Genomic DNA, 21606 nt, shown 5'->3' with positions numbered 1-21606 from the left:
GTAGCTGCTGAATTAGGGATGAAGATGCCATGAATGAAGCCGATGCATTGGATATCTTCCAGGCGGCGATCTGGACGGTGCTTGTGGCTTCCGGCCCGGCGGTTCTCGCCGCCATGGTCGTCGGCCTCGTGATCGCCTTGATTCAGGCTCTGACGCAGGTGCAGGAAGCGACGTTGACCTTCGTGCCGAAGATCGTTGCCGTGATGGTGACGATCGGTATTACCGCACCTTTCGTCGGCTCGCAGATTTCGATCTTCACCAATCTCGTCTTCTCCCGGATCCAGTCCGGCTTCTAGGAATCGGATCCGAGAGCCGAAACGGCCTTTCGGATCATGTGCTTTGCTGGCTATAAGCCATTCTCGCGCAAGCTTCGCCTTCTAAAGATCGGTCCGAATGGGCAAATGGGTCAACCGTTTGCCCCCTCTCATGAAGAGATGGAAACGGTCGATGGCACAACCACCCGCATTAGCACTTCCCAAAGCCAATCCCAGCGTTCGTGATATCGGGTTCGCCCTCGGTATCATGGTCATCCTTTGCGTGCTGTTTCTGCCGATTCCGCCGTTTCTGATCGACCTTGGTCTCGCCTTTTCGATCGCGCTTTCAGTGCTGATTCTCATGGTGGCCTTGTGGATCAAGAAGCCGCTGGAGTTCTCGTCTTTCCCGACAATCCTTCTGATCGCGACGATGACGCGCCTGGCGCTGAACATTGCGACGACACGCGTCATTCTCTCGCATGGCTACGAAGGACACGATGCTGCCGGCGGTGTCATTGCCGGCTTTGCCAGCCTGGTCATGTCGGGTGACTTCGTCATCGGTCTGATCGTCTTCATGATCCTGATCACGATCAACTTCATCGTCATCACCAAGGGCGCGACGCGTATCGCCGAAGTCGGCGCCCGTTTCACCCTTGATGCGATCCCCGGCAAGCAGATGGCTATCGACGCCGATCTCTCGGCCGGCCTTATCGATGAGAAGGAAGCACAGCGGCGGCGGCGTGAGCTGGAGGAGGAGAGCTCCTTCTTCGGCGCCATGGACGGTGCCTCGAAGTTCGTGCGCGGCGATGCCGTCGCCGGTCTTCTGATCACCTGCATCAATATCTTCGGCGGCATCATCATCGGTTATTTCCGTCACGGTATGCCGATTGGCCAGGCCGCAGACGTCTTCGTCAAGCTTTCGGTCGGCGACGGTCTGGTTTCACAGATGCCGGCACTCATCGTGTCTTTGGCTGCCGGCCTTCTCGTTTCGCGCGGCGGTACGGCCGGTTCGACCGATCAGGCGGTTCTCAACCAGCTGAGCGGCTATCCGCGTGCGCTCGCCGTGTCGGCAGTGCTGATGGGCATTCTGGCCGTCATGCCCGGCATGCCGTTCCTGCCTTTCGTGTTCCTCGGCGGTCTCTTGGCGGCCGGTGCCTGGTTCATTCCGCGCCAGATCGAAGCCGAGAACAAGCTTCGCCGCGACGCCGAAGAGCAGAAGGTCATGCAGACGAAGGAGATGGAAAAGGACTCGGTCAAATCGGTGCTGAAGACCGCCGAGATCGAACTGGCGCTCGGCAAGATCGTCTCCACGCGCTTGCTCGGCGCGCATCAGGAACTGGCCTTCCGCGTCGGCAAGATGCGCAAGAAGTTTGCGACCCAATACGGCTTCGTCGTGCCGGAGATCAAGGTGATCGACGACATGGGCATCGCCGACAAGTCGTATCAGATCCGCATCCACGGCACGACGATCGCTTCCAATATGCTGCGTGTCGGCGAAGTGCTCGTCGTCACCGGTTCGGGCCGCAAGCCGACCGTCCCCGGCGACGAGATTCGCGAACCAGCCTTCGGTATGCCCGCGGTCTCCGTGCTCGAGGCCTTCGTCGACGATCTGAAGCGCGAGGGCTTCCAGCCGATCGACAATGTCTCGGTCGTGCTCACCCACATGAGCGAAGTCATCCGCAACAACCTGCCGGCGTTGCTGTCCTACAAGGACGTCAAGATTCTCATCGAGCGCCTCGACCCGGAATACAAGAAGCTCGCCGACGAAATCTGCTCGTCGCACATGTCCTATTCCGGCCTGCAGGCGGTGCTCAAGCTCCTGCTCGCCGAGCGCGTCTCCATCCGCAATCTGCACCTCATTCTCGAAGCGGTTGCCGAGCTGGCGCCGCATGTGCGCAAGACCGAGCAGATCGTCGAGCATGTGCGCGTCCGCATGGCGCAGCAACTCTGCGGCGACCTGGCGGACAATGGCGTTCTGCGCGTCCTGCGCCTCGGCAGCAAATGGGACCTCATCTTCCATCAGGCTCTGAAGCGCGACCAGAAGGGCGAAATCGTCGAATTCGACATCGATCCGCGCAGCCTGGAAGAGTTCAGCGAGCAGGCGGGCAAAGTTATCCGTGAATACATGGACCGGGGCATGCCCTTCGTTCTTGTCACGTCGCCGGAAACGCGCTCCTATGTGCGCATGATCATCGAACGCCTGTTCGCGACCCTTCCGGTTCTGTCGCATGTCGAATTGGCCAAGGGGATCGAGATCAAGATTCTGGGTTCGATTTCATGATACCTGACCCTCAGGGGACCATTCTGGCGGTGTTCGTCGCCTTCTGCCGCATCGGCGGCTGCATAATGGTGCTCCCTGGGTTTTCGTCCGGTCGCATACCGATGCAGATCCGGCTGCTTCTCTCCGTGGCCCTGTCCATGGCGATCTTGCCGCTGCTCTGGAACACGATCTATCCGGCGGTGGCAAATAGTGGTGCAAGCTATATCCGCCTGATCTTCAGCGAAACGATTATCGGCGTGATCTACGGCATGATGGCCCGGATCTATACGCTGGGCCTGCAGTTCGCGGGCACCGTCATATCGATGCTGATAGGCTTCAACGCACCGGCTGGGGCGGATATCATCGAAGATTCAAGCGAGACGTCGCTGACCGGGCTTATCAGCTTTTGCGGGCTGATGATTCTTTTCATTCTGGATTTTCACCATTACGTCCTGCAGGCGCTGGTCGATTCCTATTCCGTCATTCCGTTCGGCGGCCAGATCGAGCCGCGCGCTGCGCTCATATCCATCACCGATACGCTGGAAACCACCTTTTTTATCATGCTGCGTCTGTCGAGCCCGTTTCTGCTCTATGGTCTGATGTTCCAGATTTCGATCGGCTTCATCAACAAGCTGGCGCCGCAAATTCCGATCTATTTCATTTCCACGCCATATCTTCTGATGGGCGGACTGTTCATGCTTTACCTGAGTATCGCAGAGATGATCAGCCAATTCTCCAATGCGTTCCTCACCGTCTTCAACGGGCATTAGCCGATGGTGGAAAGAAGCCGTTCCGAGAAATTGAAGCGCTTGGTCGCGATGCAGCGACATTTGGAGCGCATCGCCGAGAACGAACTTGCCGAGACGACCCGTCAGCGCTCCGATGTTACGGCATCGATGGAAAGGGTCATGGATGCGATCGGCTCGGTCGATCCCGTGCACATGGCGTTCTCTATTCATTACGCCGAACGCTACGGCCGGCTGATGGTCAGGGATCAGCAGCTGGAAGGCATCCAGACGATGATTCAGATGAAGGTCCAGCAGGAACGCACCAAAGCCGAGCGGTTGGAAGAGCACATGAAGGACGCCCGTGAGCTCGAAATGCGCGAAGCGGACGATAATGCGGTCTACGATATCATCGATCAGCGCTTTGCCGGTGCAACGCCAGCCTCCAGCAAGGTTCAAAAATCATAATCGTCACGATCATGGAGCAGCAGGTGCGTCGTTGGGTTGCCTGCCCGCTCCGACCGTTTGATTCGACATGCCCCGGCGCGAGCGTTGCATCGCGTATGTTCGGGGGAATGCGATAGCAGAAGGAGACGTGACGTGGCTATTTCGCCTCCGAGTGATTTGGTTCTTGATGTGGTCAAGGCCGCCAACCCGGCTGATGTCGAGGTTGCTCAGGCCAAGCTTGCCGCCAACAAGGCTGCTTTCGCCGCCACCAGCCTTGCCGAAAACGGCAGCGGCTTCGGGGCCGCCTTCAGCGCGCTGAACAGCGCCGCGACCCAGGCCGGCCTTGCCAATGCGAACACCCATACCGGTACGACGAAGGTGCCGCAGGTCTATCGCAAGTTCGAAGCTATGATGATGCAGAACTTCGTGAAGAACATGCTGCCCAGCAGTGAAACGCTGTACGGCAAGGGTTCGGCAGGCGAGATCTGGAAAGGCATGATGGCCGAGCAGCTCGGCAACACGATCGCCAAGAATGGCGGCGTCGGCATCGCCGAGAAGATGTATCAGGAACAGGTCACCAAGATGCGCAATACCGGCGCCATCAACTCGGCGACCAATGAGAACGACAAGAAGATGGCGTTGAGCGCCGTCACGGATTTTCAGCGCAAGACGCTTGCCGCAACTGACGCCAGCGACGGCGACACGAGCATTACCAATCAGAATACGCTGACGTCCCAGAAAGCATAAGCGAGGTAGCACCATGGAAGTGATGTCACAGGACTATCGGATCAAGTCTGTCCTTGGCCGTCTGGAGATGATTATCGACAACGAGAACAATCGGATCGGCAGCGACCCCGAATTCGATCTGAAGGTCTCGAACGCGCACAAGAGCCGCTGCCTCTACGAATTGTCGATGCTGTTTCGCGATACCGATCCCGCGGATCTCGCCGTTGCCCATATCGAGCAGCTTCATGGGCTGAAGAAGAAACTGGTGCTCAATGCCCGTCGCGTCGAAGCGCATCTCGAGGCGGTTCGCGCCGTCGCGGACATTCTGAAGAATGCCGTGCAGAATGCCGATGCGGACGGCACCTATTCGCAGGAGCAATTCCGCGTCCGTGAGGCCGGATGATCAAGCTCGTCCTCACCGGCCTGTGGGTCTGCGCCGTAACATTGGCTTCGGTCTATTTTTCGGTGCAGACGGCGACGGCGCCCGCGGTCAGTCCTGATGACGCCAAGAAGGCGCAGCAGGAACTGGTCAAGGGCGAATCGATCAATGTTCCCGTGATCGCCAACGGCCAGGTGACCGGCTATTTCCTGACGCGCATCTCGTTCATGATGGAGAAGGGCAAAGCCAATGCGCTTCAGATCCCATTGCCCGAGCTGACGACCGACGAGCTCTTTTCGCTGCTCATCGGCAACAAGGCGATCGATATCGCCCATACGCAAAGTTTCGACGTTGCCGCTTTTCGCAGCGATCTGAAAAAGCGGATGAACGAACGGCTCGGCGGCGACTATGTTGCCGACGTGCTGATCCAGCAGCTCGACTATCTCTCCAAGGAAGAGACGCACGGCGGAGAAACCGTTGGAAAGAAGACGGTCAAGCCGGTCAAGATCGTGCAGGATGCGGCGGCGGACAAGGTTCCCGCGGAGTAGATTTTCCGCCGGCAGCTTGTTTAACAAATCCTTGATGAACTCACGCAATTGCGGCCATTTATCCTAACGGAAGGTTGGGATTGCTTTGCTATAAACACCTCCTAGCGATGCTTTTATCATTGCCGCAGCACGAGCGATGAATAGGCAAAGCCTAGAACGTCGGCCTCAGTCATCTTGGCGAAGCCGGCAGGAGGTTGTTGGATTGAACCAGGTTGCTGATTTTGCTGTCGTAGCGTCACGCCGTATGATCTTCGATCTGCCGGTCTGCGATCTCGATTGGGAGGATGCGTTGACCTTCGTCAACGAGCTTGCATCCTTGCCCGTCGGACAGACATCCATTTCCTTCGTCAATGCCCACAACATGCTCGTGATGCTGCGCGACGAGAACTATCGTGAGGTTCTCGAGCGAAATCTCGTCCTGCCAGATGGGGTCGGTCTCGATATCGCTTCTCGCGTCGCTCATGGAGAAGCCTTTCCCGCCAACTTGAATGGCACGGATTTCGTTCCGGCGCTGCTCACCTTCATGGAGCGCCCCAAACGCATCGGTCTTCTGGGCGGCCGCCGTTCCGTTGTCGAGAAAGCGGCGGAAAAACTCCGGCAGCATGCGCCGTGGCATGAATTCGTCGTCGTCTCCGACGGCTTCTTCAATCCGGCTCGAAGCAATGCGATCACCGCTGAGATAAGCCGGCAGAAGATAGATGTGCTGATCGTCGGCATGGGCACGCCACTGCAGGAAAAGTGGGTCGCCGAACATGTCGGACCCCAGCATGCACGGTTGGTCCTGACGGTGGGTGCCCTGTTCGATTTTATCTCGGGCACTGTACCACGCGCTCCGGCATTGGTGCGTGCAATGCGCAGCGAGTGGCTGTTCCGCTTGGTCTTGGAGCCGGGCAGGTTGTGGCGGCGTTACATGTTGGGCGTGCCGCTTTTCCTCTACCAGGTCATCAGGCATCAGTTCGGCCGCAAGCAGCGGATCGGTCGGGTGGAGACGCAGCACACGCGGCCTCGTCTCATGCCGCCGGATAAATTAGCAAGTTGATAATTGCAGGCTTGGCGTTAACTCTTTCTTTGGCATGAAAGTTTAGAGTGGGTTAACCATTTGCACTGGTCTTGCGACCATGCGTCCGAGATGACCCGCCATGCACGAAAGCAAAGCCAGGACCGGATTCTACCCTGACGATGCAGAAGCCCTCCAGGCTTCGCACGGGCCAGGCCGACCTAATTCCCGTTATCTCGAGGACGATGGCTTTCGCAGCCGCGCCGATCTGCGCGCTGCCAATTCCGACGATCCGCGCGATGCACAGTTGCGGGCGCTACTGCGCAGGAGGCTGGCCGGCGATCCCTATCCAGTGTCGGGTGGAAGGGCGCCGGCGCAGGAAGAAGCGCCGCCGGCCCAGCCGCTGGCTGACCATATCGGCAGCATCCTCAGCCGCCGCTACGCCGAGCGTGAGCCGGCAGGCAAGCAACCCTTGGAGCCCCTCTCCGATCTGCTGGAGTTTGTGCCCGATCTGCTCGATGGTGGAGCCGAGCCTTTCGAGCACACCGCCGAACCGGCCTTGCCCAAGCCGTCATCCCGATCCCGTAATTGGTCTTTGAGTCTTCGCTCCCTCGGCTTTGTCATTGCGACGGCACTGGTGGGAGCCGCCATCCCGACAATGCTTGCCTCGCCGCCACTTTACATGTCGCAAGCTTTTCTTCATGCCGAAGGTGAGGGCAGGGCGCGTCAGGCGGTGCTGGATGTCGCGGCAAAGCGTGTGGTCGCCCCGGCCGCACTCTCGGATGTCGTCGCAAGGTTGAAGCTGGATCGAAACCCTGAATTCAGCGGGAGCCGCGCCGGTGCCCTTGGTGTTGCCATAGAGCTTCTATCCGGCAGCGGCAATGCCTCGGACGCGCCATCGCGGGCGCAGGCAGCCCTGCGCAAGGGCGTAGCCGTCGGTATTGACGATGCGACCGGCCTCCTGCGGCTGTCCGTCACGTCAGGTGACCCGCTTCTATCCGCTGAAATTGCCAATCGTCTGGCCGTCGCCGCCATCTATGATGCGGCCGTCGTGCAGGCCGCCGGAGCATCTAGCGCAGGCGGCACAGCGGTCGATCGCAGCCGCAAGGAGCTTGATCGCGCCTCGGCCGCACTTGCCAATTTCAAGGCTCAGTATGGCGAAGACAAGATAGTGGCGGCAGTGGCACTTCAACAGCAGCGTCAGCAGCTGGATAATGACATCAAGGTGGCGGAACTGGCCGTGCGTAACGCCAGAGCCAATGTCTCGGCGGCGAAAGCCGCGACACCCGCTTCCCTGATGAGCGGTGCGTTGCCACCGGATCTGGCCGCAGCTGGCCTCGATGATATTCGCAGCCGCTACAGCGCCGCCAAGGCGCAGCTCGCCCAGCTTGCGATCCAGCTCGGCCCGCGCCACCCGCGCCTCCTCGCACAGCAGGCGACAGTGAATGATCTTGCCGCTGGTATCCGTAGCCAGCTGCAGCGGCTTGTCGTCAGCAGCGATGCGGCGTTGAAAGCCGCTCTTGAGCAGCAGGACGCGCTTTCCGCGCGCATGACCGCGCTCAGTCAGAAGGGCGTCGATGTCGACATCGCCCATCTCACGCAATTGCAGGAGGCCGTCGCCGTCGCGCAAACTCGCTATGAGGCCGACCAGCAAAGCGCCGCTTTCGCTCCGCCGGAAGCCAAGCCGCCGATGACGGTGATTTCGCAGGCCGTCGCCGCCGGCGCGCCGCTTGACGACAATCTCGCCGGCAATCAGGCGATCGGTTTCCTGGCCGGTCTCGGCCTGTCGCTCTGCGTGATCTTCCTGCGAAAATCGCGGGATGACGTCACCTCAGCAGAGGACCATGAGGTCGAGGAAACCGGCATACATGATCCCGTTTTCCCTGATGGTATCGAGCCGGCATCTACGGTGCTCCCCGATCCCTCTCATGAGCCGACCGCGGTCGCTGATCCGGATCTCGAAACCCGACCGGTCAATCTCGATCAATGGGCCGGCATCCAGGAAGAGCTGGCGCTGCTGCGTGCCAAAGTCCAGACATATGCCGCGCACAGGCATGCCGGCATCGATTGATCCGGCCGCCGTTTCTCCTTGCAATTACCGCTTTCAGACACCATAGGGCGTTGGCAGGCAATTCCAGCGCGTCGATGATTTGTAGATTGGCGCCGAGTTCATATCGGAGAGACCAGCGTGACGACAGTGATCGACGGCAAGGTTGCAGCGGCTTCGGTGATCGAGGCTGTGAAGGTGGCGGCGGCAGGGCTTGAGACGGAGACCGGTGTGAAGACCGGACTTGCGGTCGTCATCGTCGGCGACGATCCGGCCAGCCACGCCTATGTGAACTCCAAGAGCAAGATGGCCAAGGAATGCGGCTTCAAGTCGGTCCAGCACACGCTGCCCGCCGAGACGACGCAGGAAGCGCTCGCAAGCCTCGTGGCATCGCTGAACGAAGATCCGTCCATCCACGGCATTCTGGTGCAGCTGCCGCTGCCGAAGCATCTGGATGCCGATCCGATCATCCAGTCGATCCGGCCGGACAAGGACGTCGATGGTCTGCATGTCGTGAATGCCGGCAAGCTGGCAACCGGCGATCTTGAAACAGGGCTGATCTCCTGCACGCCGGCCGGCGCCATGCTTCTGGTGCGGCGTATTCACGGCGACGACCTGTCGGGGCTGAATGCCGTCGTCATCGGCCGTTCCAACCTGTTCGGCAAGCCGATGGCGCAATTGCTGCTCAATGCCAATGCGACTGTGACGACGGCGCATTCGAGGACGAAGGATCTGGCCTCGGTCTCACGCGGTGCCGATATTCTGGTTGCCGCCGTCGGCCGCCCGGAGATGGTCAAGGCTGACTGGATCAAGCCGGGCGCAACGGTCATCGATGTCGGCATCAACCGGATTGCGGCACCCGAGCGGGGCGAGGGCAAGAGCCGTCTGGTGGGCGATGTCGCCTATGCGGAAGCGTCCGATGTCGCCGCTGCCATCACGCCGGTTCCGGGCGGTGTCGGGCCGATGACGATTGCCATGCTGATGGCCAATACCGTCATTGCAGCTCATCGCACCGCGGGAAAACAGCCGCCGAAGTTCTAGAGCAATTCCAGGAAAAGTGCGCAGCGGTTTTCCGCCTGGAATTGCGTAAAAACAATGACTTAGAGCGGTTAGGCGTTTCCGTGAGGCGCTTGACCGTGCTAAGCCGGCCTCAATCATCCGGCGCGACGCCGGTTGAGGCGCGAACGATCAGCTCCGTCTTCCAGAGCTCCTGCGATGGAAACTCGTCGCTATGCTTGATCTCGCCGATCAGCCGTTCGGCAATGCGGTTGCCGGCGGCGCGCAACGATGAGCGCGTCGTCGTCAGCGGCACGGTGAAATTTTCCGGTTTCAGCAAGGTCAGCACGTCGTCATGGGCGATCAGCGAGATGTCTTCGCCCAGCTTGAGCTTTGCCTGGTTGATGGCACGCACGGCGCCGAGCGCCAGCACGGTACTGGAACAGAGGATAGCGGTTGGACGCTGCTCCATCTGCAGGAGGCGCTCCATGACGAGAAGGCCTTGTTCGTCCGTCATGGCCGTGTGGCTGACACAGGCCTCATCGAGCGTCAGGCCCCGTTCGGCAAGTGCCGCCTCGACACCGTTCTTCCGGCGGATGGCGAAATCGAGATAGACCAGGCCGTTCAGCAGCGCGAAGCGCTTGTGCCCAAGCTGCAGCAGCAGCTTCGTGGCATCGTAGAAGGCGGCCTCGTTGTCGATGTCGAGATAGGGGTAGTCCGGCTCCGAGCCGATGGAGCGCCCATGCACGAGGAAGGGGATGGAGAGCGTTTTCAGCATCTCCAGACGCGGATCGTGGCCGCGCAAATAGTTGACGAACAGGGCATCGACATTGCCGCTCGCCGCCAGCCGTCTCAAGGCGCCGACCTCGTCGTTCGGATCTGCGGGCGTCAGCACGAAATGGAAATCATGCCGCAAGGCCTCCTCGCCGAGCCCGGTCAGGAATTCGCTGAAATGCACGTCGGACGAATTGCCGGGTGAGGTCGGCATGACAAGTCCGATCGAGCCCGCCTTGCCGGTCGCGAGCCTCTGCGCCGCCTTATTGGGCCGATAGCCGGTTTCCCGAACCGCTTTGAGGACGCGCTCGCGCGTCTCGCGATTGACCTCCGGATATCCGTTCAATGCCCGGCTGACTGTCGTCTGCGACAGCCCCAGCATTTGCGATAGCTGTTTCAGATTCACGAATTTCGGCTCCTCCAACTCCTGCCGCTAAGATGCCAACGCAACCTCCCGAAACGTCCACGGCTTCCAAAGCGCTTTCAAATATGTAGCAGGCGGAGCGCGTGAGACAAGACGATTAGCGAAAATATTGGCGGTTATTTTATGCTGCAATGCGAGAGTTTTCGTGTATACGGGCCGAAATCTGAAAATCGCTTGACTTTCTCCTGTCCTCAATGGATGAGAGAAGGTAGCCAAAGCGCTTTGAGGAATGGAGCGTGCAGCACGATATCGTGTTTCGGCTCGTGGGTTTTATGTTTGGGAGGACAACCACATGAAGAAGTTGTTTTTGATGACCGTTGCCGCCGCCGCTTTGATGGCAGGCACGGCGATTGCTGCCGATCTGAAGTTCCAGCCCGGCCAGGACGCCAAGTTCAATTGGAAGAGCTATGACGACTTCAAGGCCGCTCATGCGGACCTGAAGGGTGAGACGCTCACCATCTTCGGCCCCTGGCGCGGCGAAGACGAAGCGCTCTTTACCAGCGTCCTCAACTATTTCACCGAAGCGACGGGCGTAAACGCCAAATATTCGTCCTCGGAAAACTACGAGCAGCAGATCGTTATCGACACGCAGGCCGGTTCGCCGCCGAATGTCGCCATCCTGCCGCAGCCGGGTCTTCTCGCCAATCTCGCCAGCAAGGGCTATCTGACGCCGCTCGGCGATGACCTGGCTTCCTGGGTCAAGACCAATTACGGCGCCGGCGACAGCTGGGTCGGTTACGGCACCTACAAGGGCAAGGACGGCAAGGATGCCTTCTATGCTTTCCCCTATAAGGCCGACCTGAAGTCGCTGGTCTGGTATGTGCCGGAGAATTTCGAGGAGGCCGGCTACAAGGTTCCCACCACCATGGAGGACCTGCTCAAGCTCTCCGACCAGATCGTCAAGGACGGTGGTACGCCCTGGTGCATCGGTCTCGGTTCCGGTGGCGCCACCGGCTGGCCGGCAACCGACTGGGTCGAAGACCTGATGCTGCGCCTCAACACGCCGCAGGATTATGATCACTGGGTCGACAACACGCTGAAGTTCAACGATCCGAAGGTCGTTGCCGCCATCGAGGAATTCGGCAAGTTTGCCAAGAACCCGAAATTCGTCGCCGGTGGCGTCGCAGCGGTTGCTTCCACGGACTTCCGCGACAGCCCGAAGGGTCTCTTCTCGGTGCCGCCGAAGTGCTACCTGCACAAGCAGGCATCCTTCATCCCGTCCTTCTTCCCGGACGGCACCAAGCTCGGCCAGGATGCGGACTTCTTCTACTTCCCGCCCTATGCCGCACATCCTGAACTCGGCAAGCCGGTCGAAGGTGCTGGTACGCTTGCGACCATCACCAAGGACTCGAAGGCCGCTCGCGCCTTCATCCAGTTCCTGCAGACGCCGATCGCCCAGGAAGTCTGGATGGCGCAGTCCGGCTTCCTGACGCCTTACAAGGGTGTCAACACGGCCGCCTATGCCAACGATACGCTGCGCAAGGAAGGTGCACTTCTGACTTCGGCGACCACGTTCCGCTTCGACGGATCCGACCTGATGCCGGGCAAGATCGGCGCCGGTTCGTTCTGGACCGGCATGGTGGACTTCGTCGGCGGCAAGTCCGCGCAGGATGTTGCCGACGGCATCCAGAAGTCCTGGGACGCCATCAAGTAAGACTTAACGAGCCAAGCGTCGCCGGCAGGTTCCGGCGACGCCATGCACCATGTCGCGGCGCGCATTTCGTGCGCGGCCGATGTCGGACGGGTGGTCTCAAGAAGGTCAATTCGGGGAGGGAAGGATGTTTTCGCAGATCGTGTCGGCGATTGGAGCCATGATATTCGGCGTTGCCTTTTGTGCCGCCTATTTCTGGTGTTCCAACAAGCTTCTGGACGTAATTTTCCCGGCAAAGGAAGGGACCGAGGTCCATGCGGCCGCTGTCAACCTGCGCCGCCGTGGCCTGATCCGCCCCTGGCTCTTCCTGGGCCCGGCGATTTTCCTTTTGGTCGTCTACCTCGTCTATCCGGTGATCGCGACCCTCATCCTGTCCTTCTACGGGCCTGACGGCAGCCAGTTCGTCGGCGGCGCCAATTATGTTTGGGCCTTCTACGACACCGAATTCCGCCAGTCGATCTTCAACAACATCCTCTGGCTCGCCGTCGTGCCGGCCGCCTGCACCTTCTTCGGTCTCGTCATTGCCGTCATGACCGACCGCATCTGGTGGGGCAATATCGCCAAGGCCGTCATCTTCATGCCGATGGCGATCTCCTTTGTCGGCGCTTCGGTCATCTGGAAATTCATCTACGAATATCGCGGCGGCACCGATGCGCAGATCGGCCTTCTGAACGCCGTCGTCCAGCTTTTCGGTGGCACGCCGGAAGTCTGGATCACCATTCCGTTCTGGAACAATTTCTTCCTCATGGTCATGCTGATCTGGATTCAGACCGGCTTTGCCATGGTCATTCTCTCGGCTGCACTGCGTGGCATACCCGAGGAAACCATCGAAGCCGCAGTCATCGACGGTGCCAATGGCTGGCAGATCTTCTGGAAGATCATGGTTCCGCAGGTCTGGGGCACGATCGCCACCGTCTGGACCACCATCACCATTCTCGTCCTCAAGGTCTTCGACATCGTGCTCACCATGACCAACGGTCAATGGAACACGATGGTGCTCGCCAACCTGATGTTCAACTGGATGTTCCGCGGCGGCGGCGACAGCGGCCGAAGCGCCGTTATCGCGCTCGTCATCATGGCGGCTGTGACGCCGATCATGATCTGGAACATTCGTCGTGCAAACGCAGAAACGAAGGGGCGCTGACATGATTGGAACTCTCGGTCGCATCGGCCCCGCCCGCATCTTCGTTCATGCCGCGGTGCTGCTCATCGTTCTCCTCTGGCTGCTGCCGACGCTCGGCATCTTCGTCACCGCTATCCGCGACAAGGACCAGATCGTCGTCTCCGGCTGGTGGACGGCTTTCTCCGGCTCGTCGCAGACTGCGGCCGTCCGTCTCGATGGCCCGGACAAGGCAAAACAGGACGGCGCCAATTACGTTATCTCGGGTACGGTTGCCGGCGAAGGCAACAGCGGCAACGGCAAGATCCAGTCCTTCGGCCTGCGCGTGCAGGAGCCGGCTGCCTACAAGGTCGGCTCAGCCGCCGATCTCGGCAATGGTGAAACACTCACGGTCAATGCTGATGGCAGCTATCGCTATCAGAAAACCGGTCCTTTCGAAGCCGACGCCCGCAGCAAGCGCATTTACCTGACCATCGCCACGCCACCGCAATTCACCCTCGACAACTACCGTTCCGTTCTGCGCGGCGAGGGCATCGGCCAGTCCTTCATCAACTCGCTGACGGTGACGATCCCGGCGACCGTCATCCCGATCCTGATCGCCGCTTTTGCCGCCTATGCGCTTGCCTGGATGGAGTTTCCGGGTCGCGCCTTGCTGATCGCGCTCGTGGTCGGCCTGATCGTCGTGCCGCTGCAGATGTCGCTGATCCCGCTTCTGCGCATCTATAACGAGATCGGTCAGATTTTCGGTGTGCCGTCGAAGACCTATCCAGGCATCTGGCTGGCGCATACGGCCTTTGGCCTGCCGCTCGCCATCTATCTGCTGCGCAACTACATTGCCGGCCTGCCGAAGGAGATCATCGAATCCGCCCGCGTCGATGGCGCCAGCGATTTCGATATCTTCGTCAAGATCATCCTGCCGCTGTCCTTCCCGGCGCTCGCCTCCTTCGCGATCTTCCAGTTCCTCTGGGTGTGGAACGACCTGCTGATCGCCATGGTGTTTCTCGGTACCGACAAGGATCATCTGGTCCTGACGGCGGCCCTGAACGCGCTGCTCGGTTCGCGCGGCGGCAACTGGGAAATCCTGACGGCCTCGGCTTTCGTTACCATCCTTATTCCGCTCCTCGTCTTCTTCGGTCTGCAGCGCTACCTTGTCCGCGGTCTGCTCGCCGGGTCGGTGAAGGGGGGCTGATCCAAGACCATCCCAATCCAACAGGACCTACTAGCATGAGCATTGCCCCTCAATCGATTTCGGCCGTTGACAAGGACTGGTGGCGCGGCGCGGTGATCTATCAGATCTATCCGCGCTCCTACCAGGACTCGAATGGCGATGGCATCGGCGACCTCAAGGGGATCGCCGTGCGCCTGCCGCATGTCGCGGCCCTCGGTGTCGACGCGATCTGGGTCTCGCCTTTCTTCACCTCGCCGATGCGTGATTTCGGCTATGACGTCTCCAACTATGAAGATGTCGACCCGATCTTCGGCTCGCTCGCCGATTTCGATGCGATGGTCGCGGAAGCCCACCGCCTCGGCATCAAGGTGATGATCGATCTGGTGCTGTCGCACAGCTCGGATCGTCATCCCTGGTTTGTCGAAAGCCGCTCGAGCAGAGACAATCCCAAGGCCGACTGGTACGTCTGGGCCGATGCCAAGCCGGACGGCACCCCGCCCAACAACTGGCTGTCGATCTTCGGCGGCTCGGCCTGGGCGTGGGATCCGACCCGCATGCAATATTACATGCACAACTTCCTGACCTCGCAGCCGGACATGAACCTGCATAATCCGGAAGTGCAGGACAGGCTGCTGGATGTCGTGCGTTTCTGGCTCGACCGCGGCGTCGATGGCTTCCGGCTCGACACCATCAATTTCTACTTCCATGACAAGGAACTGCGCGACAACCCGGCGCTGGAACCTTCCCGCCGCAACGCCTCGACGGCGCCGGCGGTCAATCCCTATAATTTCCAGGAGCATCTCTACGACAAGAACCGTCCGGAGAACCTGAAGTTCCTCAAGCGTTTCCGCGCCGTCCTCGACGAATATCCGGCGATTGCCGCTGTCGGCGAAGTGGGTGACAGCCAGCGCGGTCTCGAAATCGTCGGCGAATACACCTCCGGCGGCGACAAGATGCATATGTGCTATGCCTTCGAGTTTCTGGCACCCGACGCCCTGTCGCCGGAGCGTGTCGAAGAGGTCATGAAAGATTTCGATGCCGCCGCTCCCGAAGGTTGGGCCTGCTGGGCATTCTCAAACCATGACGTCGTGCGCCATGTCAGCCGCTGGGGCAGCCTGGTTGCCGACCGCGATGCCTTCGCCAAGCTCTACGCAGCGCTGCTGCTGACGCTGCGCGGCTCCGTCTGCCTTTATCAGGGTGAAGAGCTGGCGCTCACTGAAGCCGACCTTGCCTATCAGGATCTGCAGGACCCCTACGGCATCCAGTTCTGGCCGGAATTCAAGGGCCGCGACGGCTGCCGCACGCCGATGGTCTGGGACAGGCAGGTCGCACAGGGCGGTTTTTCCACGGTCAAGCCCTGGCTGCCCGTGCCTGTCGAACATATCCTGCGCGCCGTCAGCGTGCAGCAGGGCGACGAGAACTCGGTGCTGGAGCAGTATCGTCGCTTCCTCGCCTTCCGCAAGCAATATCCGGCCTTCGCCAAGGGCGAGATCGCCTTTGTGGATCCGCAGGGCGACATACTCATCTTTACCCGCACCTGCGGCAACGAGACCATTCTCTGCGCCTTCAATATGAGTCCTGTCGAGGCGATGGCAGCGCTGCCCGAGGGGAACTGGCAAGCGTTGACCGGGCATGGCTTTACCAGCAACAACTACGGCAACAAGATCGATATTCCGGCATGGGGCGCTTACTTCGCGCGTCTTGCCTGAGCCCTTGGGAGGAGGAAGAACACATGACGGGACTTGTTCTGAAGGATATAAGAAAATCCTATGGCAACGTGCATGTTCTGCACGGCATCGATCTGGAGATCAACGAGGGCGAATTCATCGTCTTCGTCGGTCCTTCCGGTTGCGGCAAGTCCACCTTGCTGCGCATGATCGCCGGGCTTGAGAGCATCACGGCGGGCGACATGCTCATTGCCGGGCAGAAGGTGAACGAGGTTCCGCCTTCCAGGCGCGGCATCGCCATGGTCTTCCAATCCTACGCGCTCTATCCGCACATGACGGTCTATGACAACATGGCCTTTGGCATGCGGATCGCCGGCGAAAGCAAGCAGGAGATCGACCGTCGCGTTCGCGCGGCAGCTGCCAGCCTGCAGCTCACCCAATATCTCGAACGCTTGCCGAAAGCTCTCTCGGGTGGTCAGCGTCAGCGCGTCGCGATCGGCCGCGCCATCTGCCGCAACCCGAAGGTCTTCCTCTTCGACGAGCCGCTCTCCAACCTCGACGCCGCGCTGCGCGTTGCGACCCGCATCGAGATCGCCAAGCTCAGCGATTCCATGCCCGAGACGACGATGATCTACGTCACCCACGACCAGGTGGAGGCCATGACGCTTGCCGATCGCATCGTCGTGCTGTCGGCCGGCCGCGTGGAGCAGGTGGGCGCGCCGCTCGAACTCTACGAACGCCCGGCCAACCTCTTCGTCGCCAAGTTCATCGGCTCGCCGGCGATGAACATCATTCCGGCGACCGTGACCGAAACCGGGGCGACGACGACCGTGACACTCACGGGCGGCAAGTCTGTGACGCTCGACATACCCACCGATACCTCTCAGAAGGGCAAGTCGGCGAGCTTCGGCGTTCGCCCGGAGGACCTGCGCATTGCGACCGACGAAAACTATCTTTTCGAAGGCGAGGTCTCCATCGTCGAAGCGCTCGGCGAGGTGACGCAGCTCTATATCGAAGGTCTGGTGGATGGCGAGCCGATCATCGTCAAGATCCCGGGCATCACCGATATCCAGCGCGGCCACAAGATGCGTTTTGCCGCCGACCGGCAGAAACTGCATCTCTTCGATGCTGATGGTCATAGCTATCGCAAGCAATAGTTGACCGCATTTACGAGACGACGCCGGCCCAAGCAAAGACCAACGACAAAATTTAATTTGGGCCGGCGCACTCAAACCTTCTGTTAAAGACCCGCTGATAGTCTCGTCCTTGAAATATACTCCAGGGATTTACTCAGATGGCTGCTTTCGGCAGAGCTAATTCAGGTCAGCATTTCCTTAATAAAGAAGAATCCTTCATGTATGACCGCGAAGTGCGGTTCCGCATGGAAGACACCATGAACGCGGCGCGGCTGGAATACACCGAAAAAGGTGTGATGAACCTCGCATCCCGCCGCTGCGATATCATCCGCATCTCGCAGAGCAGCGCCGTTTTGGCGATCCTCACCCAGTATAATCTGCCGAAACAATTCTATCTGGATATCCCCGATGCGCGCATCAGCAAGGTTGGCTGCGTGCTGATGAAGGTCTTCCCCAACAATACGGTTGAAGTCCGTTTCCTGCGTCTCCTGACGGAGAAGGAAATGAACAAGATCTTCGTCTACAGCACCCATCCGGCGCATAAGAACCGCGTGCTCGATATCCGAGCATGACCGGGATCCGGAAATAAAGTTACGAGCGGACGGCGGATCGGATTTCTGCGCGGAATTTCGTGAGCGCATCTTCGACGTATTCGATCAGCGGCCGATGGCCGTCTTGCTCTATCCATTTGTCGACCGCCATGCGCGTTGGACTTACCGATATCATCGAAATGAGCCGCAATCCGTCCCGATCTTTGGCTGGAAACAACTCGCACAGGCTCTCATAGACTGCCTGTTCGAGTTGCAGGTAATTGCTGTGTCTGCGGGCGCGCAGTGCCTCGCTTTGCCGCATAACGCGAGCGGTCGCCAGAAGCTCCGGGCCCTGGAGACGTGTTATGAGCTTCCGTATCGCCTGGTGGACGACATCGATCGGTTGTTCGGTCGAGTCGCTCTCCAGAATGCAGGTCCTGATCCTTTCCATATGTCCGCGTTGATGCGCGAGTAGAATCTCGTCCTTGCTCTTGAAGTAATAGAAGAAGGTCCGGCGGGAAATCCCGGCTGCCGCCGCAATGTCGTCGAGGGTCGTTTCCTGATAGCCCTTCGAAAGAAAGGATTTCAGTCCAGCATCCACAATGCGTTGAAATGTCAGCCGCCGCTTTTGTTCGCGCAGGCCTTCCGGTTTTGAGGCGGGGTCTTGCATGGCTCAATTCTGCCATAAATCATCGCGGCGTACAAACCATGGTGCCTTGCTTCGCCATGCACGCCTCGTTTTTGCCACCGCTATTTCCGGCGAAATAATTCTGCATCCCTGTTCGCCAACCGCCGCAAAGTAGCCAACATTAATTTTTACACCAAGTGTAATATTTAATGTTGGCACGAGACCCCTGAAAGGGTGCGGGAGAGCGATACGTCAATGTCAATCAACGTAATCACGAATCATGAAACTGCCGCGATACCCGATTCACTCGCCGCCGCCGGCGTCAGATCGGGTCGGTTCAACATAGTGACGATCGCTCTTTCGATGAGCCTGTTGGCAGGCTGCGCTGCCGCGCCATTGGATCGCTCGGGATCCCTGCGATCCTATGACGGTCTGACGAAGTCGAATGGGCTGGTCGCCCGCTCGCTTCTGAGGGTGAGCAAGGACGATGTTCTGGCAGCAAAGACCGTGAAGATCATTCCGACTGCCTTTTCGATGCAGGCCGAAAGCGCCGCTTTCACACCCGCTCAGCGAAACCTCGTCACCAATGCGGTCGACAGGACGCTTTGCTCCAGCTTGAGCGAACGCTTCGTCGTTGTCGGCCTGTCGGAACCGGCTGATCTGACCGTTCGCGCTGTCGTGACCCAGGTGAAGGCGACAAACGCTACGGCGGTCGGCGTTTCGAAAGTCGCGTCAATCGGCACGAGCGTGCTGCTGCCGAATGTCCCCGTTCCGGTTCCCCGCATTCCCATCGGCATGGGTAGCCTTTCGCTTGAGGCCGAGGCGCTCGATCGCCAAGGCGTGCAAAAGGCGGTCATGATCTGGGGACGTGGCGCCAACGCGTTTCTCGATTCGTGAACGATGGCCAAGGAAGGGGATGCCTATAGCCTTGCCGCGAAATTCGGCGACGATTTCAGCAAGCTGTTGGTCAATGGCAAGACGCCGTTCGGAACGATGCCTTCCATGCTTTCCAAAGCGAAATTGGCGGCTCTCGTCGGACGCGCTCCGAAATACGAGGCATGCAAGGTCTTCGGAAAATCACCGGGTGTAGCCGGCTTTATCGGCGGGCAAATGGGTCTTCCACCCAATTGGACCGATAACGCCGCTCCGAACCCGTCCTGAGCGGATGTCTTTGCAGACCTGCCGTCAGTATCTCACGCTTTGAGGCGTGAGATATGTGTCAGTGAAAGAGCACGCTCGCGCCCTGATCGGCCGGGCCGGCGGCGCGGCGGAACGGAGCGAAGAGTTCGCGGCCCATACCGAATTCGTTTTCGGAGAGGTCCGCGGTCACCGGTTCGCGCTCGGCCATGTCGGCGGCGTCAACAAGCACTTCCAGCGTGCCGGCGACCGCGTCGATGCGGATCATGTCGCCTTCGCGGATGCGGGCGATCGGACCGCCGTCAACAGCTTCGGGCGTGACATGGATCGCTGCGGGCACCTTGCCCGATGCACCGGACATGCGCCCGTCGGTCAGAAGTGCCACGCGGAACCCGCGATCCTGCAGCACGCCGAGCGCCGGCGTCAGCTTATGCAGTTCGGGCATGCCGTTGGCCTTCGGGCCCTGAAAGCGAACGACGGCGACGAAGTCGCGGTTGAGCTTGCCGTCCTTGAAGGCCTGCTGCATCTCCAGCTGGTCGTGGAAGATCACGGCCGGTGCCTCGATGATATGGCGTTCCAGCTTCACCGCCGAAATCTTGATGACCGCCTTGCCGATATTGCCGCGCAGCATCTTCAGGCCACCGCTGCCCTGGAAAGGTGTCTCGATGCTCGCCAGCACCTTCGGGTCATGGCTCTTCTCCGGCGCCGGCTCGCGCGCGACATTGCCGTCGGCGCCGAGCTTGACGTCTATGGAGTAATTGCCGAGGCCATGGCCGTAGACGGTGCGCACGTCATCGTGCAGCAGTCCCTTCTTCAAGAGCTCCTTGATCAGGAAGCCCATGCCGCCAGCCGCATGGAAATGGTTCACGTCGGCAAGCCCGTTCGGATAGACGCGGGCCAGCAGCGGGATGATGTCGGAAAGCTCGGAAATATCCTGCCAGGTGAGCACGATGCCGGCTGCTCGCGCCATGGCGACGATGTGCATCGTGTGGTTGGTCGAGCCGCCCGTCGCATGCAGGCCGACGACGCCATTGACGATCGAGCGCTCGTCGATCATCTCGCCGGCGGGTGTGAATTCATTGCCCATGGCGGTGATCGCAAGCGCACGCTTGGTCGCCTCGCGCGTCAATGCTTCGCGCAGCGGCGTGCCCGGATTGACGAAGGAGGCGCCCGGCATGTGGAAGCCCATGATCTCCATCAACATCTGGTTCGAATTGGCGGTGCCGTAGAAGGTGCAGGTGCCGGGGCCGTGATAGGACTTCGATTCCGCCTCGAGCAGTTCGGCGCGGCCGACCTTGCCTTCGGCATAGAGCTGGCGCACGCGCGACTTCTCGTCGTTCGGCAGGCCGGAGGTCATCGGTCCCGCCGGAATGAAGACGGCAGGCAAATGGCCGAAGGAGAGGGCGGCGATGACGAGGCCCGGCACGATCTTGTCGCAGACGCCGAGGAAAACGGCCGCATCGAACATGTTGTGAGACAGGCCGACGGCTGCCGACATGGCAATCAGATCACGCGAGAAGAGCGAAAGCTCCATGCCGGGCTGTCCCTGCGTGACGCCGTCGCACATGGCGGGCACGCCGCCTGCCACCTGGGCGATGCCGCCGGCTTGCGCCGCTGCCTCGCGAATGATCGCGGGATAGGTCTCGAAGGGCTGATGCGCCGAGAGCATGTCGTTGTAGGAGGTGATGATTCCGAGATTGGGCACGCGGTCGCCGGCCAGTGCATCCTTCTCGGAGGGGGAACAGACTGCGAAGCCATGCGCGAGGTTGGCGCAGCCGAGCACGGAGCGCTGCGCGCCCTTCGTTGCAGCGTTGCGCAGGCGGTCCAGGTAGCGCTCGCGTGTCGGCTTCGAGCGCTCGACGATGCGTGCGGTAATCTTGGAAATGCGGGCGTCAGCGGCCATGGTCGATCTGCCTCCGTCTGTTTGCGCTGTGCCCCGGAAGATCGCCTCGGATCTGTCTCGGTTGAGGGCATGGCGCGGGGTCAAAAGTC

Annotated in this window: 21 protein-coding genes; 18 read left to right on the top strand and 3 right to left on the bottom strand. The window is 60.0% G+C overall.

The annotated features are described in order from the left end of the window. Window positions 1-29: 29 nt before the first annotated feature. The 10 genes from fliQ to folD all read left to right on the top strand — a co-directional run bounded on the left by fliQ (window position 30) and on the right by folD (window position 9424). A complete protein-coding gene (fliQ, locus tag BSK43_RS06185) occupies window positions 30-296 on the top strand; it encodes a flagellar biosynthesis protein FliQ (protein ID WP_068397112.1) in 267 nt (88 codons plus the stop codon). A gap of 151 nt (window positions 297-447) precedes the next feature. Beyond that, entirely contained in the window at window positions 448-2535 is a 2088-nt protein-coding gene (gene flhA / locus BSK43_RS06180) for a flagellar biosynthesis protein FlhA (protein ID WP_068397108.1), read from the top strand. After that, window positions 2532-3284: a flagellar biosynthetic protein FliR gene (gene fliR, locus BSK43_RS06175; protein WP_077468712.1), complete on the top strand. Its 753-nt coding sequence runs from the start codon at window positions 2532-2534 to the stop codon at window positions 3282-3284. The genes flhA and fliR overlap by 4 nt, the downstream gene beginning before the upstream one ends. A 3-nt stretch (window positions 3285-3287) precedes the next feature. Then, a complete protein-coding gene (locus BSK43_RS06170) occupies window positions 3288-3707 on the top strand; it encodes a hypothetical protein (RefSeq protein ID WP_077468713.1) in 420 nt (139 codons plus the stop codon). Window positions 3708-3839: 132 nt separating this feature from the next. Further along, window positions 3840-4433, top strand: a complete 594-nt coding sequence (locus tag BSK43_RS06165) for a rod-binding protein (protein ID WP_077468714.1) — start codon at window positions 3840-3842, stop codon at window positions 4431-4433. Window positions 4434-4446: 13 nt separating this feature from the next. Then, a complete protein-coding gene (locus BSK43_RS06160; RefSeq protein WP_068397097.1) occupies window positions 4447-4815 on the top strand; it encodes a hypothetical protein in 369 nt (122 codons plus the stop codon). Then, complete coding sequence (locus BSK43_RS06155; protein WP_077468715.1) at window positions 4812-5339, top strand: hypothetical protein; 528 nt, start codon at window positions 4812-4814, stop codon at window positions 5337-5339. Before BSK43_RS06160 ends, BSK43_RS06155 begins: the two co-directional genes overlap by 4 nt. A gap of 202 nt (window positions 5340-5541) precedes the next feature. Then, a complete protein-coding gene (locus BSK43_RS06150; protein WP_077468716.1) occupies window positions 5542-6378 on the top strand; it encodes a WecB/TagA/CpsF family glycosyltransferase in 837 nt (278 codons plus the stop codon). A gap of 100 nt (window positions 6379-6478) precedes the next feature. After that, on the top strand, window positions 6479-8407 hold the full coding sequence (locus BSK43_RS06145) for a succinoglycan biosynthesis transport protein (protein ID WP_077468717.1): 1929 nt from the start codon (window positions 6479-6481) through the stop codon (window positions 8405-8407). Window positions 8408-8524: 117 nt separating this feature from the next. Then, entirely contained in the window at window positions 8525-9424 is a 900-nt protein-coding gene (folD, locus tag BSK43_RS06140; RefSeq protein WP_136686775.1) for a bifunctional methylenetetrahydrofolate dehydrogenase/methenyltetrahydrofolate cyclohydrolase FolD, read from the top strand. A 109-nt stretch (window positions 9425-9533) separates the two neighbouring features. On the opposite strand, the gene BSK43_RS06135 is transcribed toward folD, so the two are convergent. After that, the gene (locus BSK43_RS06135; protein ID WP_077471445.1) at window positions 9534-10559 is read right to left on the bottom strand and encodes a substrate-binding domain-containing protein; all 1026 of its coding nucleotides are present in this window, start codon (window positions 10557-10559) and stop codon (window positions 9534-9536) included. 310 nt (window positions 10560-10869) lie between these two features. Between BSK43_RS06135 and BSK43_RS06130 the strand changes: the two genes are divergently transcribed. From BSK43_RS06130 to BSK43_RS06105, 6 genes are all read left to right on the top strand, one after another. Next, the gene (locus tag BSK43_RS06130; RefSeq protein ID WP_077471336.1) at window positions 10870-12231 is read left to right on the top strand and encodes an ABC transporter substrate-binding protein; all 1362 of its coding nucleotides are present in this window, start codon (window positions 10870-10872) and stop codon (window positions 12229-12231) included. 124 nt (window positions 12232-12355) lie between these two features. After that, window positions 12356-13372, top strand: coding sequence for a sugar ABC transporter permease (locus tag BSK43_RS06125; protein ID WP_068397080.1), 1017 nt, complete (start codon window positions 12356-12358; stop codon window positions 13370-13372). A gap of 1 nt (window position 13373) precedes the next feature. Continuing rightward, the gene (locus BSK43_RS06120; RefSeq protein ID WP_077471337.1) at window positions 13374-14537 is read left to right on the top strand and encodes a carbohydrate ABC transporter permease; all 1164 of its coding nucleotides are present in this window, start codon (window positions 13374-13376) and stop codon (window positions 14535-14537) included. 35 nt (window positions 14538-14572) lie between these two features. Further along, the gene (locus BSK43_RS06115) at window positions 14573-16225 is read left to right on the top strand and encodes an alpha-glucosidase (RefSeq protein WP_077471338.1); all 1653 of its coding nucleotides are present in this window, start codon (window positions 14573-14575) and stop codon (window positions 16223-16225) included. A gap of 23 nt (window positions 16226-16248) precedes the next feature. Next, window positions 16249-17340, top strand: coding sequence for a sn-glycerol-3-phosphate ABC transporter ATP-binding protein UgpC (gene ugpC / locus BSK43_RS06110; RefSeq protein ID WP_077471339.1), 1092 nt, complete (start codon window positions 16249-16251; stop codon window positions 17338-17340). A 197-nt stretch (window positions 17341-17537) separates the two neighbouring features. Continuing rightward, entirely contained in the window at window positions 17538-17891 is a 354-nt protein-coding gene (locus BSK43_RS06105; RefSeq protein ID WP_068397068.1) for a hypothetical protein, read from the top strand. A 19-nt stretch (window positions 17892-17910) separates the two neighbouring features. On the opposite strand, the gene BSK43_RS06100 is transcribed toward BSK43_RS06105, so the two are convergent. Then, the gene (locus BSK43_RS06100) at window positions 17911-18519 is read right to left on the bottom strand and encodes a TetR/AcrR family transcriptional regulator (protein WP_077471340.1); all 609 of its coding nucleotides are present in this window, start codon (window positions 18517-18519) and stop codon (window positions 17911-17913) included. Between the two features lie 213 nt (window positions 18520-18732). Between BSK43_RS06100 and BSK43_RS06095 the strand changes: the two genes are divergently transcribed. Together BSK43_RS06095 and BSK43_RS35600 are read left to right on the top strand one after the other, a co-directional pair. Further along, the gene (locus BSK43_RS06095; protein ID WP_246662507.1) at window positions 18733-19374 is read left to right on the top strand and encodes a DUF3313 domain-containing protein; all 642 of its coding nucleotides are present in this window, start codon (window positions 18733-18735) and stop codon (window positions 19372-19374) included. A 3-nt stretch (window positions 19375-19377) separates the two neighbouring features. Next, complete coding sequence (locus tag BSK43_RS35600) at window positions 19378-19638, top strand: hypothetical protein (RefSeq protein ID WP_246662506.1); 261 nt, start codon at window positions 19378-19380, stop codon at window positions 19636-19638. A gap of 58 nt (window positions 19639-19696) precedes the next feature. Here BSK43_RS35600 and edd read toward each other — a convergent pair whose 3' ends face one another. After that, window positions 19697-21517 (bottom strand): phosphogluconate dehydratase, encoded by a 1821-nt coding sequence (gene edd / locus BSK43_RS06090; protein WP_077471341.1) that lies wholly within the window; start codon window positions 21515-21517, stop codon window positions 19697-19699. Window positions 21518-21606 lie beyond the last annotated feature (89 nt).

The organism is Rhizobium sp. P44RR-XXIV (assembly GCF_001999485.2).
Classification (GTDB): domain Bacteria; phylum Pseudomonadota; class Alphaproteobacteria; order Rhizobiales; family Rhizobiaceae; genus Rhizobium.
Note: the sequence above shows the minus strand (reverse complement) of the source record. Positions and strands in the feature narration are given on the sequence as shown.

Coding starts and splice junctions, on each gene's coding strand:
- fliQ (WP_068397112.1), top strand. CDS start 30: ATGAATGAAGCCGATGCATTGGATATCTTCCAGGCGGCGATCTGGACG.
- flhA (WP_068397108.1), top strand. CDS start 448: ATGGCACAACCACCCGCATTAGCACTTCCCAAAGCCAATCCCAGCGTT.
- fliR (WP_077468712.1), top strand. CDS start 2,532: ATGATACCTGACCCTCAGGGGACCATTCTGGCGGTGTTCGTCGCCTTC.
- BSK43_RS06170 (WP_077468713.1), top strand. CDS start 3,288: ATGGTGGAAAGAAGCCGTTCCGAGAAATTGAAGCGCTTGGTCGCGATG.
- BSK43_RS06160 (WP_068397097.1), top strand. CDS start 4,447: ATGGAAGTGATGTCACAGGACTATCGGATCAAGTCTGTCCTTGGCCGT.
- BSK43_RS06155 (WP_077468715.1), top strand. CDS start 4,812: ATGATCAAGCTCGTCCTCACCGGCCTGTGGGTCTGCGCCGTAACATTG.
- BSK43_RS06145 (WP_077468717.1), top strand. CDS start 6,479: ATGCACGAAAGCAAAGCCAGGACCGGATTCTACCCTGACGATGCAGAA.
- BSK43_RS06130 (WP_077471336.1), top strand. CDS start 10,870: ATGAAGAAGTTGTTTTTGATGACCGTTGCCGCCGCCGCTTTGATGGCA.
- BSK43_RS06125 (WP_068397080.1), top strand. CDS start 12,356: ATGTTTTCGCAGATCGTGTCGGCGATTGGAGCCATGATATTCGGCGTT.
- BSK43_RS06120 (WP_077471337.1), top strand. CDS start 13,374: ATGATTGGAACTCTCGGTCGCATCGGCCCCGCCCGCATCTTCGTTCAT.
- BSK43_RS06115 (WP_077471338.1), top strand. CDS start 14,573: ATGAGCATTGCCCCTCAATCGATTTCGGCCGTTGACAAGGACTGGTGG.
- ugpC (WP_077471339.1), top strand. CDS start 16,249: ATGACGGGACTTGTTCTGAAGGATATAAGAAAATCCTATGGCAACGTG.
- BSK43_RS06105 (WP_068397068.1), top strand. CDS start 17,538: ATGTATGACCGCGAAGTGCGGTTCCGCATGGAAGACACCATGAACGCG.
- BSK43_RS06100 (WP_077471340.1), bottom strand. CDS start 18,519: ATGCAAGACCCCGCCTCAAAACCGGAAGGCCTGCGCGAACAAAAGCGG.
- BSK43_RS06095 (WP_246662507.1), top strand. CDS start 18,733: ATGTCAATCAACGTAATCACGAATCATGAAACTGCCGCGATACCCGAT.
- BSK43_RS35600 (WP_246662506.1), top strand. CDS start 19,378: ATGGCCAAGGAAGGGGATGCCTATAGCCTTGCCGCGAAATTCGGCGAC.
- edd (WP_077471341.1), bottom strand. CDS start 21,517: ATGGCCGCTGACGCCCGCATTTCCAAGATTACCGCACGCATCGTCGAG.